15 protein-coding genes, 7 tRNA genes and 1 rRNA gene are annotated in these 15,264 nt (G+C 37.0%); 1 reads left to right on the top strand and 22 read right to left on the bottom strand.

Going from position 1 to position 15,264, the window contains the following annotated elements; all coding sequences use genetic code 11:
• Positions 1 to 122 precede the first annotated feature (122 nt).
• From NSU17_RS09370 to acpS, 20 genes are all read right to left on the bottom strand, one after another.
• Positions 123 to 1,675: ribosomal RNA gene (locus NSU17_RS09370) — 16S ribosomal RNA — on the bottom strand.
• Between the two features lie 132 nt (positions 1,676 to 1,807).
• Positions 1,808 to 1,881 (bottom strand) — tRNA-Gly (locus tag NSU17_RS09365).
• 39 nt (positions 1,882 to 1,920) lie between these two features.
• A tRNA-Leu gene (locus NSU17_RS09360) sits at positions 1,921 to 2,006 on the bottom strand.
• Between the two features lie 67 nt (positions 2,007 to 2,073).
• Positions 2,074 to 2,145, bottom strand: a tRNA-Lys gene (locus NSU17_RS09355).
• Positions 2,146 to 2,154: 9 nt separating this feature from the next.
• Positions 2,155 to 2,229, bottom strand: a tRNA-Gln gene (locus NSU17_RS09350).
• 4 nt (positions 2,230 to 2,233) lie between these two features.
• Positions 2,234 to 2,309: transfer RNA gene (locus NSU17_RS09345), tRNA-Asp, on the bottom strand.
• A gap of 9 nt (positions 2,310 to 2,318) precedes the next feature.
• Positions 2,319 to 2,390 (bottom strand) — tRNA-Glu (locus tag NSU17_RS09340).
• Position 2,391: 1 nt separating this feature from the next.
• A tRNA-Asn gene (locus tag NSU17_RS09335) sits at positions 2,392 to 2,466 on the bottom strand.
• 196 nt (positions 2,467 to 2,662) lie between these two features.
• Positions 2,663 to 3,118: a SprT family protein gene (locus NSU17_RS09330; protein ID WP_340705499.1), complete on the bottom strand. Its 456-nt coding sequence runs from the start codon at positions 3,116 to 3,118 to the stop codon at positions 2,663 to 2,665.
• A 156-nt stretch (positions 3,119 to 3,274) separates the two neighbouring features.
• Entirely contained in the window at positions 3,275 to 5,464 is a 2,190-nt protein-coding gene (locus tag NSU17_RS09325; RefSeq protein WP_340704858.1) for a Tex family protein, read from the bottom strand.
• Between the two features lie 187 nt (positions 5,465 to 5,651).
• A complete protein-coding gene (sigB, locus tag NSU17_RS09320; protein ID WP_340704857.1) occupies positions 5,652 to 6,434 on the bottom strand; it encodes an RNA polymerase sigma factor SigB in 783 nt (260 codons plus the stop codon).
• Positions 6,409 to 6,882, bottom strand: a complete 474-nt coding sequence (gene rsbW, locus NSU17_RS09315) for an anti-sigma B factor RsbW (protein ID WP_096549789.1) — start codon at positions 6,880 to 6,882, stop codon at positions 6,409 to 6,411. The genes sigB and rsbW overlap by 26 nt, the downstream gene beginning before the upstream one ends.
• On the bottom strand, positions 6,869 to 7,213 hold the full coding sequence (locus tag NSU17_RS09310) for an STAS domain-containing protein (protein ID WP_016838303.1): 345 nt from the start codon (positions 7,211 to 7,213) through the stop codon (positions 6,869 to 6,871). Before NSU17_RS09310 ends, rsbW begins: the two co-directional genes overlap by 14 nt.
• Before the next feature lie 74 nt (positions 7,214 to 7,287).
• On the bottom strand, positions 7,288 to 8,286 hold the full coding sequence (locus NSU17_RS09305) for a PP2C family protein-serine/threonine phosphatase (RefSeq protein WP_340704856.1): 999 nt from the start codon (positions 8,284 to 8,286) through the stop codon (positions 7,288 to 7,290).
• 14 nt (positions 8,287 to 8,300) lie between these two features.
• Entirely contained in the window at positions 8,301 to 8,702 is a 402-nt protein-coding gene (locus tag NSU17_RS09300; RefSeq protein ID WP_340432512.1) for an anti-sigma regulatory factor, read from the bottom strand.
• A 324-nt stretch (positions 8,703 to 9,026) separates the two neighbouring features.
• The gene (locus NSU17_RS09295; protein ID WP_096549791.1) at positions 9,027 to 9,377 is read right to left on the bottom strand and encodes a type II toxin-antitoxin system PemK/MazF family toxin; all 351 of its coding nucleotides are present in this window, start codon (positions 9,375 to 9,377) and stop codon (positions 9,027 to 9,029) included.
• A 5-nt stretch (positions 9,378 to 9,382) separates the two neighbouring features.
• The gene (locus tag NSU17_RS09290; protein ID WP_016838307.1) at positions 9,383 to 9,703 is read right to left on the bottom strand and encodes a hypothetical protein; all 321 of its coding nucleotides are present in this window, start codon (positions 9,701 to 9,703) and stop codon (positions 9,383 to 9,385) included.
• Between the two features lie 98 nt (positions 9,704 to 9,801).
• Positions 9,802 to 10,923, bottom strand: coding sequence for an alanine racemase (gene alr, locus NSU17_RS09285; protein ID WP_340704855.1), 1,122 nt, complete (start codon positions 10,921 to 10,923; stop codon positions 9,802 to 9,804).
• 92 nt (positions 10,924 to 11,015) lie between these two features.
• A complete protein-coding gene (locus NSU17_RS09280) occupies positions 11,016 to 12,023 on the bottom strand; it encodes a LolA family protein (protein WP_096549794.1) in 1,008 nt (335 codons plus the stop codon).
• A 101-nt stretch (positions 12,024 to 12,124) separates the two neighbouring features.
• Positions 12,125 to 12,481: a holo-ACP synthase gene (gene acpS / locus NSU17_RS09275; RefSeq protein WP_340704854.1), complete on the bottom strand. Its 357-nt coding sequence runs from the start codon at positions 12,479 to 12,481 to the stop codon at positions 12,125 to 12,127.
• A gap of 70 nt (positions 12,482 to 12,551) precedes the next feature.
• On the opposite strand from acpS, the gene NSU17_RS09270 reads away from it, so the two are divergent.
• Positions 12,552 to 13,157, top strand: coding sequence for a rhomboid family intramembrane serine protease (locus NSU17_RS09270; RefSeq protein ID WP_016838311.1), 606 nt, complete (start codon positions 12,552 to 12,554; stop codon positions 13,155 to 13,157).
• Between the two features lie 46 nt (positions 13,158 to 13,203).
• Here the strand turns inward: NSU17_RS09270 and NSU17_RS09265 are convergent, their stop codons facing one another.
• Together NSU17_RS09265 and NSU17_RS09260 are read right to left on the bottom strand one after the other, a co-directional pair.
• Entirely contained in the window at positions 13,204 to 14,703 is a 1,500-nt protein-coding gene (locus tag NSU17_RS09265) for a PH domain-containing protein (RefSeq protein ID WP_016838312.1), read from the bottom strand.
• Positions 14,693 to 15,175: a PH domain-containing protein gene (locus tag NSU17_RS09260; protein ID WP_016838313.1), complete on the bottom strand. Its 483-nt coding sequence runs from the start codon at positions 15,173 to 15,175 to the stop codon at positions 14,693 to 14,695. Before NSU17_RS09260 ends, NSU17_RS09265 begins: the two co-directional genes overlap by 11 nt.
• Positions 15,176 to 15,264 lie beyond the last annotated feature (89 nt).

The raw sequence follows: 15,264 nt of genomic DNA, 5'->3' as shown, positions 1-15,264 counted from the left end.
ACAGTAAATTGCTTGCTTTCAATGTCGTTTATCCAGTTTTCAAAGAACAACACTATAACTTTGAAGGTCATAAACCTTCAAAACTGAACACAAAACGCTAATGCTTCCGTAAATATCCTTAGAAAGGAGGTGATCCAGCCGCACCTTCCGATACGGCTACCTTGTTACGACTTCACCCCAATCATCTGTCCCACCTTCGGCGGCTGGCTCCCGAAAGGGTTACCTCACCGACTTCGGGTGTTACAGACTCTCGTGGTGTGACGGGCGGTGTGTACAAGGCCCGGGAACGTATTCACCGCGGCATGCTGATCCGCGATTACTAGCGATTCCGGCTTCATGCAGGCGAGTTGCAGCCTGCAATCCGAACTGAGAACGGTTTTTTCGGATTGGCTCCGTCTCGCGACTTCGCGACCGTTTGTACCGTCCATTGTAGCACGTGTGTAGCCCAGGTCATAAGGGGCATGATGATTTGACGTCATCCCCACCTTCCTCCGTATTTGTACGGCAGTCTCCTTAGAGTGCCCAACTGAATGATGGCAACTAAGGACAAGGGTTGCGCTCGTTGCGGGACTTAACCCAACATCTCACGACACGAGCTGACGACAACCATGCACCACCTGTCACCGCTGTCCCCGAAGGGAAGGCTATGTCTCCATAGCGGTCAGCGGGATGTCAAGACCTGGTAAGGTTCTTCGCGTTGCTTCGAATTAAACCACATGCTCCACCGCTTGTGCGGGCCCCCGTCAATTCCTTTGAGTTTCAGTCTTGCGACCGTACTCCCCAGGCGGAGTGCTTAATGCGTTAGCTGCAGCACTAAGGGGTGGAAACCCCCTAACACTTAGCACTCATCGTTTACGGCGTGGACTACCAGGGTATCTAATCCTGTTTGCTCCCCACGCTTTCGCGCCTCAGCGTCAGTTACAGGCCAGGAAGCCGCCTTCGCCACTGGTGTTCCTCCATATCTCTACGCATTTCACCGCTACACATGGAATTCCGCTTCCCTCTCCTGCACTCAAGTCTCCCAGTTTCCAATGACCCTCCCCGGTTAAGCCGGGGGCTTTCACATCAGACTTAAGAGGCCACCTGCGCGCGCTTTACGCCCAATAATTCCGGACAACGCTTGCCACCTACGTATTACCGCGGCTGCTGGCACGTAGTTAGCCGTGGCTTTCTAGTAAGGTACCGTCAAGGTGCAGCCAGTTACTACTGCACTTGTTCTTCCCTTACAACAGAGCTTTACGATCCGAAGACCTTCTTCGCTCACGCGGCGTTGCTCCATCAGGCTTTCGCCCATTGTGGAAGATTCCCTACTGCTGCCTCCCGTAGGAGTCTGGGCCGTGTCTCAGTCCCAGTGTGGCCGATCACCCTCTCAGGTCGGCTACGCATCGTCGCCTTGGTAGGCCGTTACCCCACCAACAAGCTAATGCGCCGCGGGCCCATCCTATAGTGATAGCAGAACCATCTTTCAACATCAAAGCATGCACTTTGATGTGTTATCCGGTATTAGCACGCGTTTCCGCGAGTTATCCCAGTCTATAGGGCAGGTTACCCACGTGTTACTCACCCGTCCGCCGCTAACCTCATGAAAGCTAGGCTTTCAATTGGTTCGCTCGACTTGCATGTATTAGGCACGCCGCCAGCGTTCGTCCTGAGCCAGGATCAAACTCTCCATAAAAGAAAATTTGATTTGCTCAAAAATTGAATGTCCGAATCTAGTTTGTTAACGAGGGTTAACAACTAGATAATTTGTTACATTAACGTTTTGTTGTTCAGTTTTCAAGGTTCATTCTTATTTAATACATAAAATTGGAGCGGGTGATGGGAATCGAACCCACGACATCAGCTTGGAAGGCTGAGGTTTTACCATTAAACTACACCCGCGTTATTATTAAAAGTTGTTATAGATCTCGCATTAGCACTTGGTGCGGCCGAGAGGACTTGAACCTCCACGGGGTTGCCCCCACTAGGCCCTCAACCTAGCGCGTCTGCCATTCCGCCACGACCGCATTTATCGGTGGCTTTATTAATTATACACTTTCGATTTGATTTGTCAAGCGTTTGTAATAAAAGAAGTGAGCCATGAAGGACTCGAACCTTCGACCCTCTGATTAAAAGTCAGATGCTCTACCACTGAGCTAATGGCTCATAAGGGAATGGCTGGGGTACCAGGATTCGAACCTGGGCATGACGGAATCAAAATCCGTTGCCTTACCACTTGGCTATACCCCAATAATGGCGGTCCCGACCGGGATCGAACCGGCGATCTCCTGCGTGACAGGCAGGCATGTTAACCGCTACACCACGGGACCTAATTATAATGACCCCTACGGGATTCGAACCCGTGTTACCGCCGTGAAAGGGCGGTGTCTTAACCACTTGACCAAGGGGCCATGGCTCCGAAGGTAGGATTCGAACCTACGACCAATCGGTTAACAGCCGATTGCTCTACCACTGAGCTACTTCGGAATAATTATTTTGTCGAATCATCCTACCGACTTTTATTATTATAAAGACGGTCAGTCGAAAAGTCAACACTTTTTTTTCATTTTTTTATTTTCATGAATATGTGTAACTTTCGAGGATTCATCGGTCTAACTAAGTAATTTAGCGACTTTAATAATCTAACATAAATCATTAATAATGTAAAGATATTTTTTCATAGTTATATTAATTTTTTTAATAAGCCGTAACATTTACCACAACGATATTTGCTAACATTTATTCTTCGCTTTCTAGGATATTGTTGTTTACAAGATAAGCATTCATATAAATGAATCATCTTATTATATTTTCTAAAGTTTTCTTCGATTCTAGAACAATATCTAGGTGCTCCAACTTTAGTTAATAAATCTCGAAAATCTTTATCGCGATGCTTATATCCTTTCCCTTGAATATGTAAATGATAATGGCAAAGTTCGTGAAGTATAATCCCCCGTAATTCATCAATCCCAAATAGCTCATATGACTTTTTATTGATTTCAATATTGTGACTTTTAAGCAAGTATCGACCTCCTGTTGTTCTTAACCTAGGATTAAAATAAGCTTTATGTATAAACTGTCGACCGAAATACTCTAAAGACAATTGTTCCACTAGTTGTTGTAACTCTTGATCAGTCATTTTCCCACCGTTCTTCATTACAATATTTTATCCCTTTTCAACACAAGTTTATCATAATAATAAAAGAGGTGTCTGGTTGTTTAGACACCCTTAGCACTTCTAATATAATAGAACTGATAATTTATCATTTAAAACATGACAACTATTATTAAGTTTTCACTTTTCCATTTCGTTAGCAACATTTTCTTTTTCCGGTGGAATCATCGTTAAAGAAATTCTACCTTTTTCAATTTCTACTTTTTCCACCCAAACCGTTACAATATCACCTAATGAAACAACATCAAGCGGATGTTTCACTCTTCCTTTTTTCAATTTTGAAATGTGCACAAGTCCATCTTGTTTAACCCCGATATCAACAAAAGCTCCAAAGTCTACAACATTTCGAACAGTACCTTGTAAATCCATTCCCACTTGTAAATCTTCCATTTTTAAAACATCGGTTTTTAACAACGGTTGCGGGAACTCATCGCGAGGATCTCTCATTGGCTTCATTAAACTATCTACAATATCTTTAATTGTGATTTCACCAACACCTAATTTCTCGCTTAGCTCTACCATGTTCACTTCGCTTAGCGTCTTTTCACATTTTTCAGTACCAATATCTTGTTGAGTTAGTCCACACATTTCAAGTATTCTTTCCGCTATTGAATAGCTTTCTGGGTGAATACCCGTTGCATCGAATGGATTTTCTGCATCTGGTATCCGCAGGAATCCGATTGCTTGTTCATAAGTTTTGGCGCCTAGTCGAGGAACTTTTTTCAATTGAGTGCGTGATGTAAACTTTCCATTTTCACTTCTCATTTTTACAATATTTTCCGCTACAGTTTTAGAAAGGCCTGAAACATATTGCAATAACGAACTTGAAGCAGTATTTACATCAACCCCTACTTGGTTCACGGCCGTCTCTACAATAAACGTTAACGATTCTGCTAATTTCTTTTGGGATACATCATGTTGGTATTGACCAACACCTACTGCTTTAGGATCAATTTTTACGAGTTCTGATAATGGATCTTGTAGGCGTCTTGCGATTGAAACAGCACTTCGTTGTTCTACTTGTAAGTCAGGAAATTCTTCCCTAGCAATTTCAGAAGCAGAATATACGGATGCTCCTGCTTCATTAACGATGACATAAGATACTTTTCGTTCCACTTCTTTTAGAACATCCGCAATAAATTGTTCAGTTTCTCTAGATGCCGTACCATTACCAATTGCAATAATATCAATTGGATATTTATTCAATAACGCTTTGATTATCTTTTTCGATTCTTCTGTTTTCGAAAGTGGCGGATGTGGGTAAATGGCTGAAACTTCTAACATTTTTCCGGTTTCGTCAACAACCGCTAATTTGCAACCCGTTCGATATGCAGGGTCTATTCCAAGAACCATAATGCCGCGCATTGGCGGTTGTAAAAGTAAGCTTCTTAAATTTTCTGAGAAAATATGAATTGCTTGAATTTCTGCCTTTTCAGTTAATTCGTTTCGAATTTCTCTTTCAATTGAAGGTTGAATCAGGCGTTTGTAACTATCTTCAATTGCTTCTTTCACCGGTGTTATTGAAGGTGAGTTCGATTTGAACGGAATCCATTCTTTTTCCATGATGAAAAGAGCCTTCTCTAATGGGACATGGATGGATACTTTTAGCACTTCTTCTTTTTCGCCCCGGTTGATGGCTAGTGTTCGGTGAGGAACAATAGATTTTACAGGTTCTTCGTATTCATAATACATTTCAAATACTTTCTTTTCATCTTTATTCTCATCTTTTACCGAAGTAGTAATGAGCCCTTCTCTCCACGTTAGTTTTCTTAATAAATCACGAATTTTTGCATCATCAGAAAAACGTTCAGCTAAAATATCTTTAGCACCATTTATCGCATCTTCTACCGTGAATACTTCTTTCTCTTCATTAATGAATGGGCTGGCTAACTTCTCTACTGGATCGTTTCCAAATTTCATTAATTCTTCAGCTAACGGTTCTAAACCTCGCTCTTTGGCAACAGTAGCTTTTGTTCGACGTTTCTGTTTATATGGGCGGTATAAATCTTCCACTCGTTGCAAAATCGTTGCTGCTCGAATTTCAGCGGCTAATTCTTCTGTTAATTTTCCTTGCTCATCGATTAGCCGGATAACCTCTTCTTTTCTTTGCTCTAGTTGTTGTATATAATGATAGCGTTCTTCTATCAATTTAATTTTCACTTCATCAAGGGAGCCAGTTGCTTCTTTACGATAACGTGCGATGAATGGCACTGTATTCCCGTCTTCTAATAATTTAATGACCGCTTCCACTTGAGATGGTTTAACTTCTGAGTCGTTTGCAATCAATTGAAACATTTGCTTTTCGTCCATTTTTCCACTGCCTTTCTACCTTAGAACCTTTCCAATTCAATCGCCTAAAAATTATTTAGACAGAGTTATTTTATCATTATACTTATTTAAATGACCAATTGATGTATTTGTAATAGTAAGTAATAAACTTATATAAAAATAGCCCACTCCAGTAGATTGAGCAGGCTTGTCCACATTTTCTGTTCTATTAAATTGAAACACTGCTATTAGTCGTAATAGCGCTCTTCAGTTTTTCAAGGGCTTTTCTCTGTATACGAGAAACATGCATTTGAGAAATCCCTAGCATTTCACCAGCTTCTTTTTGACTTAATTGATCTAAAAAGGTAAGTTGAATTATTTGCTTTTCCCGTTCTGATAAGATATCTATTACTTCAGAAAATACAATTCTTTTATTTGTAAGCTCGAATCGATCATCCTCTTTTCCTAGCATATCTAATAATGTAACGGTACTTCCATCTGTATCTGATTCAATAGAATGATCAATCGATAATGCTTGATAATTTTTTCCGATTTCCATTGCTTCCAATACTTCTTCCACTTCAACACCTAAGTAATTCGCGATTTCTGGAATAGTAGGGGAGTGCTGTAATTTCACTGTTAACATTTCCACGGCTGATTTTATCTTCGGTCCTAACTCTTTTATACGGCGTGGAACATGAACATCCCAAGTTTTATCACGCAAAAAACGTTTAATTTCACCAATAATTGTCGGAATAGCAAAAACTTCAAAATTTTTGCCAAGAGAGGGATCATAACGTTTTATTGCACCTAACAATCCCAACATCCCAACTTGAAACACATCATCATAAAGCGATTTTCCATAGGAATATTTTTTTGCAATGGATTCAACTAAATTCTCATAATGAAGCACAATACTTGTCAGAAGTTCTTCATCTCCTGTTTGTTGATATTGGAGAATGAAAGAAACAACTTCTTCTTCGAGCCTAAGTGATTGGGATTTTGTGGACATTTTCTTTCACCTGCTCTCTTGCGACATATTTCGTCATGAAAACAGTAACTCCACCTTCATTGTTCACTCTCACCTCGTCCATTAAAGTTTCCATTAAATAAAGACCTAGTCCGCCTTCTCGTAAACTTCTAATATTTTCGTCTTCTCGATATGGTCCAATTTTTGACTTAATCTCTTCGAAATTAAATCCATTTCCATAATCTGAAACCATAATTTCCATTTTATTATTGTACAGTGCACAGCCGATGACGATTTCTCCTTCATCCATACCATAATAGGCGTGTTGCACTACATTTGTAACCGCTTCACTGACTGCAATTTTCATATCTTCAATTTCATCATAAAAAAAGCCTACTCGAGTGGCTAAACCAGATATCGAAAGCCTAATAACACTTACATATTGTGGCTTTGCAGGAATTCGTATTTCTACATAATCAAATGCACTCATTAGCTGGTTCCACCTTTTTATCAGTTTCAATATCCATTAATTCACTCAGCCCAGTGATTTCAAACAATCTAGCTAAGCGACTAGATAGGCGTACTAACTTTAATTCGGCATTTTCTTTTAATACTTTTTTATAAAATGCAACAAAAACTCCCAATCCCGTACTATCCATATAGGTAACTTTTGATAGGTCTAATTCAATAATCGAACTTTTATTGATTGTGATTACCTCTAGTTCCTCCCTTAACATTGGAGCAGTGTAAGTGTCGATTTCTCCTTCTATTACCCCATATATACGATTCCCTTCTTCCCGAAATTGTACATTGACATTCATCCAGGACACCTCCAAATTGACTAAAGTACCTTTCCCCCAAAATACAATGATTAAACCTAAAATTATATTACTTTCTAATATTTTTTAATTGTAACAATAGTAAAATCATCTTCCAATAGAAAATCTTGCAATTTATTTAAGTATTCAAAAATCTTCTCACACATTTCTTGCGCACTTAAATGATTTAACGATTTCGCTAATTCCTTAATATATGCTCGTGAGTCAAAGTTGTCCATATTTCTAAATTCTGTTACACCATCAGTGATCATAATGATAAAATCATTTTCTGATAGATGAATGTCAGTTTGAGAGTACTTCATCTCAGGCAATACTCCTAATAATAATCCATTAGAATCTAAATCTGTAAATGTTTGTTGTTTGGAGTTATAGTAAAGTGCAGGTTCATGTCCCGCTGAACCAAAAGTAAATATATCCTTTTCCAAATCATATCGACCGTAAAACATGGATACGAACATACTGTCATCAACGCTCTTTTCAATAATACGATTTAATACTTCTAAAACATAGGAAGGATTATTGTTTGCATATTCTAACGTATCCAAACCATATTTCACCATCGACATACATAGTGCTGCAGGTACACCTTTGCCAACTACATCCGTAACAGCTACACTAAAATATTTCCCATCATCATGCATAAAGTGAACATAGTCACCATTCATTTTTCGAACAGGCACAGAAACCATTCCAATATCAAGACCGTTGGGTTTCGGAATTTTTGTTTCAAGCAATAAATTCTGAATTTTTGCGGCTATTTCCATTTCAATTCGAATCTCTTCTTGCTTTAATAATAAACTTTGATGTTCCTTTAACATCAATCCAAAGTCAACCATCACTTCGATTAAAAAATCAAAAGAATTGAATACAGAATCAGGAAGATCTGGAACGATATATTCTAGCGACTGTTTATGAATACTAACTAAATCTTCAGGAGAAACATTATTCTTCATTAATTGGCGCACTAAATTTTGACCGATGTATAGATTGCTTTCATTTTGATTTAATAAATAATCTGATAAGACTTTTTGATATTGGACTTTTAATTTTTTCAAGAGGAATACACTCCCTATTCCAACCACTTTTCAATCCTTATCACAGTTCCTTTACCTAATTCAGAATTGATTTGGAAAGAATCCATTAATCGTTTTACACCTGGAAGTCCGACTCCTTGGCTATTGGATGTTGTATAATTATCTTCCAGGATTTTGCGAGGATCAGAAATACCTGGACCATTATCTATTGCTGTAATAGCAATTCCTTTTCGTCCATCTTTCTCTAATTTTTCGACAATAATTTCCCCCATGGTGGCATATAAATAAATATTTTTTGCTAATTCACTTGTAGCGGTGGCAATTCTTGCTTGATCAACAACTTCAAAGCCAATTTCCTTGGCTAAATAGCGGCTTAATCGACGTGCAGCAACTATATCTAATTCCGTAACTATATTTACTGTCGGGTGATTTCTCATTTATTAACACCCCCATTGATGTTCCCTAATCACTAGGTCTTTATTCTATTAAAACAATATGTAGTTAAAAATATTGATAAGGATATTGATAAAAATAGTATTTTATATATTTAATATAACGTATTGAATAATCTTCCATCAATTAAATAAATATAGCCGCAATGACGGTACTTTCGAAAATTTAGATATTTTTGATAAGAACGATCGAATTATTATTTCTATCTAATTAATATTATTTTCTAAATCATCTTTGCATTCTCCTCTTTTTTAAGCAAAAAAAGCTAATAAAGCATCGTTTGCTTTATTAGCCTCATCGAATATGTATTAAAATTTTATTAAACCTAAACTTATTTCCAAAGCGATATCGACTTTTTCCATCAGCTCATCGTCCAGATGGGTTATTCGGTCGGTTAATCTGGACTTATCTATAGTGCGCAATTGTTCAAGCAAAATTACCGAGTCCCTTTCGAATCCATATTTTTTCGCATCTATTTCGACATGGGTAGGTAATTTTGCTTTTTGAATTTGCGCAGTAATTGCAGCAATAATCACAGTAGGACTAAATCGATTCCCAATATCATTTTGGATAATTAACACAGGCCTTGTACCGCCCTGTTCAGAACCTACAACAGGCGACAAGTCTGCAAAGAAAACGTCCCCACGTTTTACAATCAATAATGTCATCCCCCGCTTACGAGACGCTCCACTGTATGTTCTGCTTCATACTCGGCATGTAGACATTCACATGAAATCGACAAATTAATTTGAGCCATTTCTACATAGCCTTTTCTCAAAGCTTCCCGTATTTGATTTGGTTGCTTGCACGCAGCTTCTCTTCTCTTAAACGTATAAATAAACGTTTCATTATTCGAATATTCTAAATTTCCACCGCAAAATTCCATGACCATTTCCTGAGGAAGAGCCACCTTTACTTCCTTTGCACCATTCACTTTTTTTGCGTACACAACAAGCACCTCCACAAAAACCGTACCTTTTCTCATCACTCTATCTCATTCTATCATCTGAATATAGAGTTGAAAAGACAAGATGTTACAAATTCTGATGTTTTTACAGTTTTTGTTGAGGATTTTGTCGTATTTTAGTCATTTTTGTAATAAATTCTCGGTACTCTGGAAGTGATGATGCAAGGAACTTCGTAGTTAATTGTATCTACTTTAGCAGCCCACTCATCAATAGTAATTTCTTCATTTTTTTGCTTTCCAATTAAAACAACTTTTTCACCAATATTATATGCAGTAGGTAAAGCAATCATACATTGATCCATACAAATTCGTCCGACAATAGGTACTCGTTTTCCATCAATCAATACATCCTGTCCGCTATATTTGCGAATTAATCCATCTGCATAACCAATCGGTAATGTACCGATATAAGTTGGTTCATTAACAGTAAATGTAGCTCCATAACCAACAGACTCCCCAGGTCCGATTTGTTTTATTGCTACTAATTCCGTTTCCAATGAAAAAGCAGGTTTAAATGGAAAAGGATGTTTCGATTTTACATATTTTGATGGTGCTAATCCATACATTGAAATACCGAAACGTACTGCATCATACTGCAAACGCGCATCTTTTACTAATGTGGTTGCAGTATTTGCGACATGAACGATTCTCGGTTTTTCAGGTAATGCTTTTATAAATTGTTCAAATCGATGAACTTGTTTTTGGAAGTAAGAATCATCCTCTTCATCTGCTGTTGCAAAATGAGTAAAAATTCCATCAAGTATAAAGTGCTCTGCCGATTGAATTGCATCATACAGGGAGCGCAACTCTTTTACTGTTGTTACGCCAATACGATTCATTCCAGTATCTACTTTAATATGTAGTTTCAGTGACTTGTTGCAAACTTTTTTTGCTTCTTCAACCCAATTTGGAGAATATACCGTTAATGTAATATTTTCTTCTGCTGCGTAATCTGCAAAGGATGCTGGTGAATATCCTAGCACTAATATTTCGGCTGTCGGTATATGTTTCCGAACATGAAGAGCTTCGTCAGGAGTAGCTACTGCGAGCATGCTTGCTCCAGCTTCCAACGCCGCTTTCGCTACTTCAATATCTCCATGTCCATAAGCATTCGCTTTCACGACTGCAATAATTTGAACATTGGGTTGAATATGTTTTTTTAATTCATTTACATTGTATTTTATTGCATTTAAATCAATAATTGCTTTTGTTGGACGGAAGTGCTTATTGTTACGCATATTAAGTATTCCCTCTTTTATTTTTTTTAAACTTCAAATCTTAAGCTTTCTTGTTTGTATTGTAAATCTCTCCGTCCAACAAAGCAATGAAATTACTTCAAACTACCCGCTGTAACTGACGCTGCAACTTCAATCAATTCTTCCTTCGTTAAATCATTGGAAGCAATGAAGAATGAAATACCATCTTTTTCCCAACTAATTGAATGGTCTGTAATAGCACCAATTGTAAATCCTAAATCTAGTGGATCTCCTGGTTGGAATACAGGAATTGTTGCAGATTCGCCTAGCTCAATCGGTTCTTGTACTAATGTGAAGGACTTATCACCTTCAAATGTGAGAATAACACGCTCTACGCCGTCGTTTTCAATACGTTTTTCATCTACTAAAGTTGTGTTACCCCAAGTTAATATTGGATAATGTGTTTGGAATTCAGTACTTTCTTTTTCGGTCGCTACATTTGGTTCATTTTCTTTCGTAAATTGTTCAACTGCATATTCTTTTTCTTTATGCTGCACACCTAAATCGATCTTTTTAAATGTAATTAGCATTTGCTCTTCTTCAGACTCGTCTAATATTGAAACACTTTTTGGGAGCAATGTTTTCTTATCTACGGTTACTCTTTGAGTAGGCATGATGCTCTTATGATTATTTCTCGTTGCAACAGTAAAGATATAGCTATCTTCCGTTTCCTCCATCACAACATTTTCATCTGCCAACAAGTCTTCAGCTAACGCTCCAATTAGATACGGTTGGCTATTTTGTTTTGGCCATTCACTTTGGAACTTGTACGTTTTTTTCAATGAAGGTGTGACGACGAATACTCCTTCTTTATTTCGAATAATCATTTGGGTTACATTTTCATCTTTTTGAGAAACTTCAACTCGATAAAAATCTGGTTGTGTGTGCCATACATTAACATCATAAACTCTTGGTTCGTTTCCTGTTTTAATTTCCATTGTAGCATCGAGTTCGTATCCTTTGCCTTCTGCCCATTTTTCGTGCAGCTTTTCCAAAACTTCTTCCTTCGAATCTTTACCGCAAGCACTCAGCACGACGACACTTAACAGCAAAACGAAAAATATAATGACTTTGTGTCTCAAAACTCCATCCTTTCTACTCTAACTCGATACGACAAATATATGAGGGGCAGTAGAAGTTTATGCTATCACTTTTGGACAATAACACAATTTCATGTTGATAATCAGGAATTCAAAATAATAACTTGTGCTGCAGCATAATCCCTCGAATGTGTAATGCTGACAAAACCATTTACAACTTGGCCATTAAAATAAAGTATTGGCTTCCCAAGTTCATCATTTAAGATTTCAATTTGGTGAAACTCACATCCCTCCCTTATCCCCGTTCCATTTGCTTTGGAGAAAGCTTCTTTTGCTGCAAATCTTCCTGCTAAAAATTCGCATTTTCTTTTTTCAGAAAGCTCTTTAAAAACGGACAATTCTCGTTCTGATAAAATGCGTCTCTGGAACTTATCTGTTCGATTCATTAACTCATATATTCGATCAATCTCTACGATATCTAAACCTATTCCTTTTATCATATGTTGGCGTTCTCCTTTTAATAATCTCTAAATTCAATGTATAATAATTTTATAAATTGAGGTGACTATTATGTTTGTTCGAAGAGAAAATTTTAGACAATATATTAAGTTCTATCCAGTAGTTTCAACGATAATTGCGTTGAACTTAATCGTGTACATATTAACGCTGATTCCTATTATTGGCGATAAAATTTTTTACTCAGGAATGAGCGTGAATAGGTTGATCGCTGAAGGCGAATGGTGGCGAGTAATCACTGCTACTTTTATTCATGCAGGATTCTTTCACATTCTATTTAACATGTTTGCTTTATTTTTATTCGGTCCAGAATTGGAAAGAATTTCTGGTAAAATTCGCTTCTTTACGATTTACCTAATATCAGGACTGTTTGGTAACGTCGCTACCTTCATTTTTCAACATTTGGATTATGCCAGCGTAGGAGCCAGTGGTTCAATTTATGGTATTTTCGGAGCTTATGCAGCACTTGTCTACTATACTAGAAATACAATGCCGCAACTAAAACAAATCATTATGCCAATTATTATCATCGGGTTAATTATGACATTTTTACAACCGAATACGAACTTTTACGCCCACGTTGGTGGATTAATTACTGGATTCATGTTAGGGCTTGCCTACTTCTCACCAAAAAATATATTACGTTGGCGCATGAAATAATACTAATTTGGACAATAAAAAATTTTTTATATAAAAAGAGGATGCATTAGGCATCCTCTTTTTTCATTTCCTTTGATTTTTCAAACCAAGAAAGTAACTCATTTACATCTGATTCATTTAAATGAGATACTCTCGCAGTTGCACCTGTAATACCAGACATAACGGTAGCTTGAATAGAAGCGATGTTTTTTCTTTTTTGAAAATAATTTTGTTTACTCTGGACAACTTGAATCCGTTTCTTTTCTGCAATAAACGTCACTCGGCTAATCACACGATAACGCAATGTTAGTTGGTTACCTGTAATGATAAAGCCATTTGTTTTATACTGCCATAATCTAAGCATAAGAACAGGAAGTACAAATAATATCGAAAATAAACCTAATGGATAAAAGAAGTAAGAACATAATCCAATGATTGGAAGAAGCCACAGAATATCAATCCTATAAAAATGAGGTTTTGCCTTCTTTGGTGGACGAATAAAATCCGGTTCCATTTCAAAATCAAAATGTGGAAATAATTGTCGTAACGGTTCTAACATTCTTTGATTCGAAATGATTGGAAACAACATGATTTTTTTATCGTGTTCTCCAAAACCACCGCTTGCGCTTTCTACAACGACTGTTGCATATTTAACCATTTGTCTTATAGGATTTTCGACAATTTTAATTCCTTGTACTCGATTTTTTGGAATCGTAATTCGCTTTTTTTCCAATAAACCGCGTGTAATTACAATTCGGTCGTTCTCTTGAACAACTGTAAAATCATAGTAATTAATAAATGTAATGATGATTGATACAATCCATGCCATTAAAAATGTAAAGAAAATGGTCATCAACACAATCATAAATCCAAATTGTATAAATATTGATAGCTCTTCAAAAATCCTTTCGTAAGGTATAAATTCAGAAACTTGAGAAATAAAAGCCGCTACCCCTGCAATAACCACTCCTATACTATTCGATGTAGTGGCAAGCAGAAATAAGTCTTTTGCTGAAATTTTGTAAATGATTTCATGAAGATCTTGTTGAACTTCAACTGCTTCCAATTGGTTTTTATCTTCGAATTCATTTTCACTTGCTTGCTCTATGTTTACTTTCTTTGTTTCTCTTTCAATCTGAGAAGCCTCTTCTCTCGTTATAGCTGTTAACACCACTTCAGGTTTACCATCCGTACTTCCGGCTGTTTCTACCATAACTTGAACAAGACCGAAAATACGGTGGAATATCGATTCTTTATAATTAAAACTTTGGATGCGATCAAAAGGAATATAACGTTTCTTTTTGATAAATAGTCCATATTCCACTCTTAGTTCATTTTCTTCAAACCAATAAACAAAAGTCCACCATCTAATAAACCCGGAAATTAAATAAAATATTAGAACCAATAAAAAAATTAATAAAGGGATATATTCCCAAAAGTCATTACTCTCAATTTTAAAACCGTTCGCAACTGCAATAATTAAAAATGGAATAATTAATTCTTTTAATCCCTTTATAAAGTTAATAACAGCCGAAACTGGATGGAGTTTATACTTTTTATACATCATCTTCAGCCACCCTCGCTAACTCGGAAATTCTTGCTCGCAAACGGTCTGCTTCTTCTGTTATTAACATGGGAATTACATGGGTCGTGGCTGCTGTTGAAATCGAAATATTTGCTAAATCATATTTTTTTAATATGGGACCTTGTGATGTATCCACATGTTGTACTCGAACCATCGGAATCAACGTTCTCGTTACGACAAATAAGCCACTTTGAATTTCAATTTCATGTTCCCTAACTTCATAACGCCAATGATCCCATCGAATTTTTGGAAATAGCCAAATTAATGCCAAGGCTGGGATGGCAACAAAAACAATTGCAATGTAATAAATAAATGTTGGCCCATCAAATTTATATGTAAGAAAACTAGCTACTCCAGCAATTATTGATAGAAAAATAGTATAAATAAGTCCATATAATCTCCATACCGTTAATCCTTTTCTAGGAATTTGATATTCCGGTTCTCTTCTTATCATTATCTCTCACCTCTTATCTATCTCTTTCATATACGGTTTTCCTTTTATTTTGTTTCAAAACTCCTTATTTTTTTAATTCATCATTTTTT

Source organism: Ureibacillus sp. FSL K6-2830 (assembly GCF_038004145.1).
Lineage (GTDB): Bacteria > Bacillota > Bacilli > Bacillales_A > Planococcaceae > Ureibacillus > Ureibacillus thermosphaericus.
This window is presented reverse-complemented; position numbering and strand designations above follow the sequence as displayed.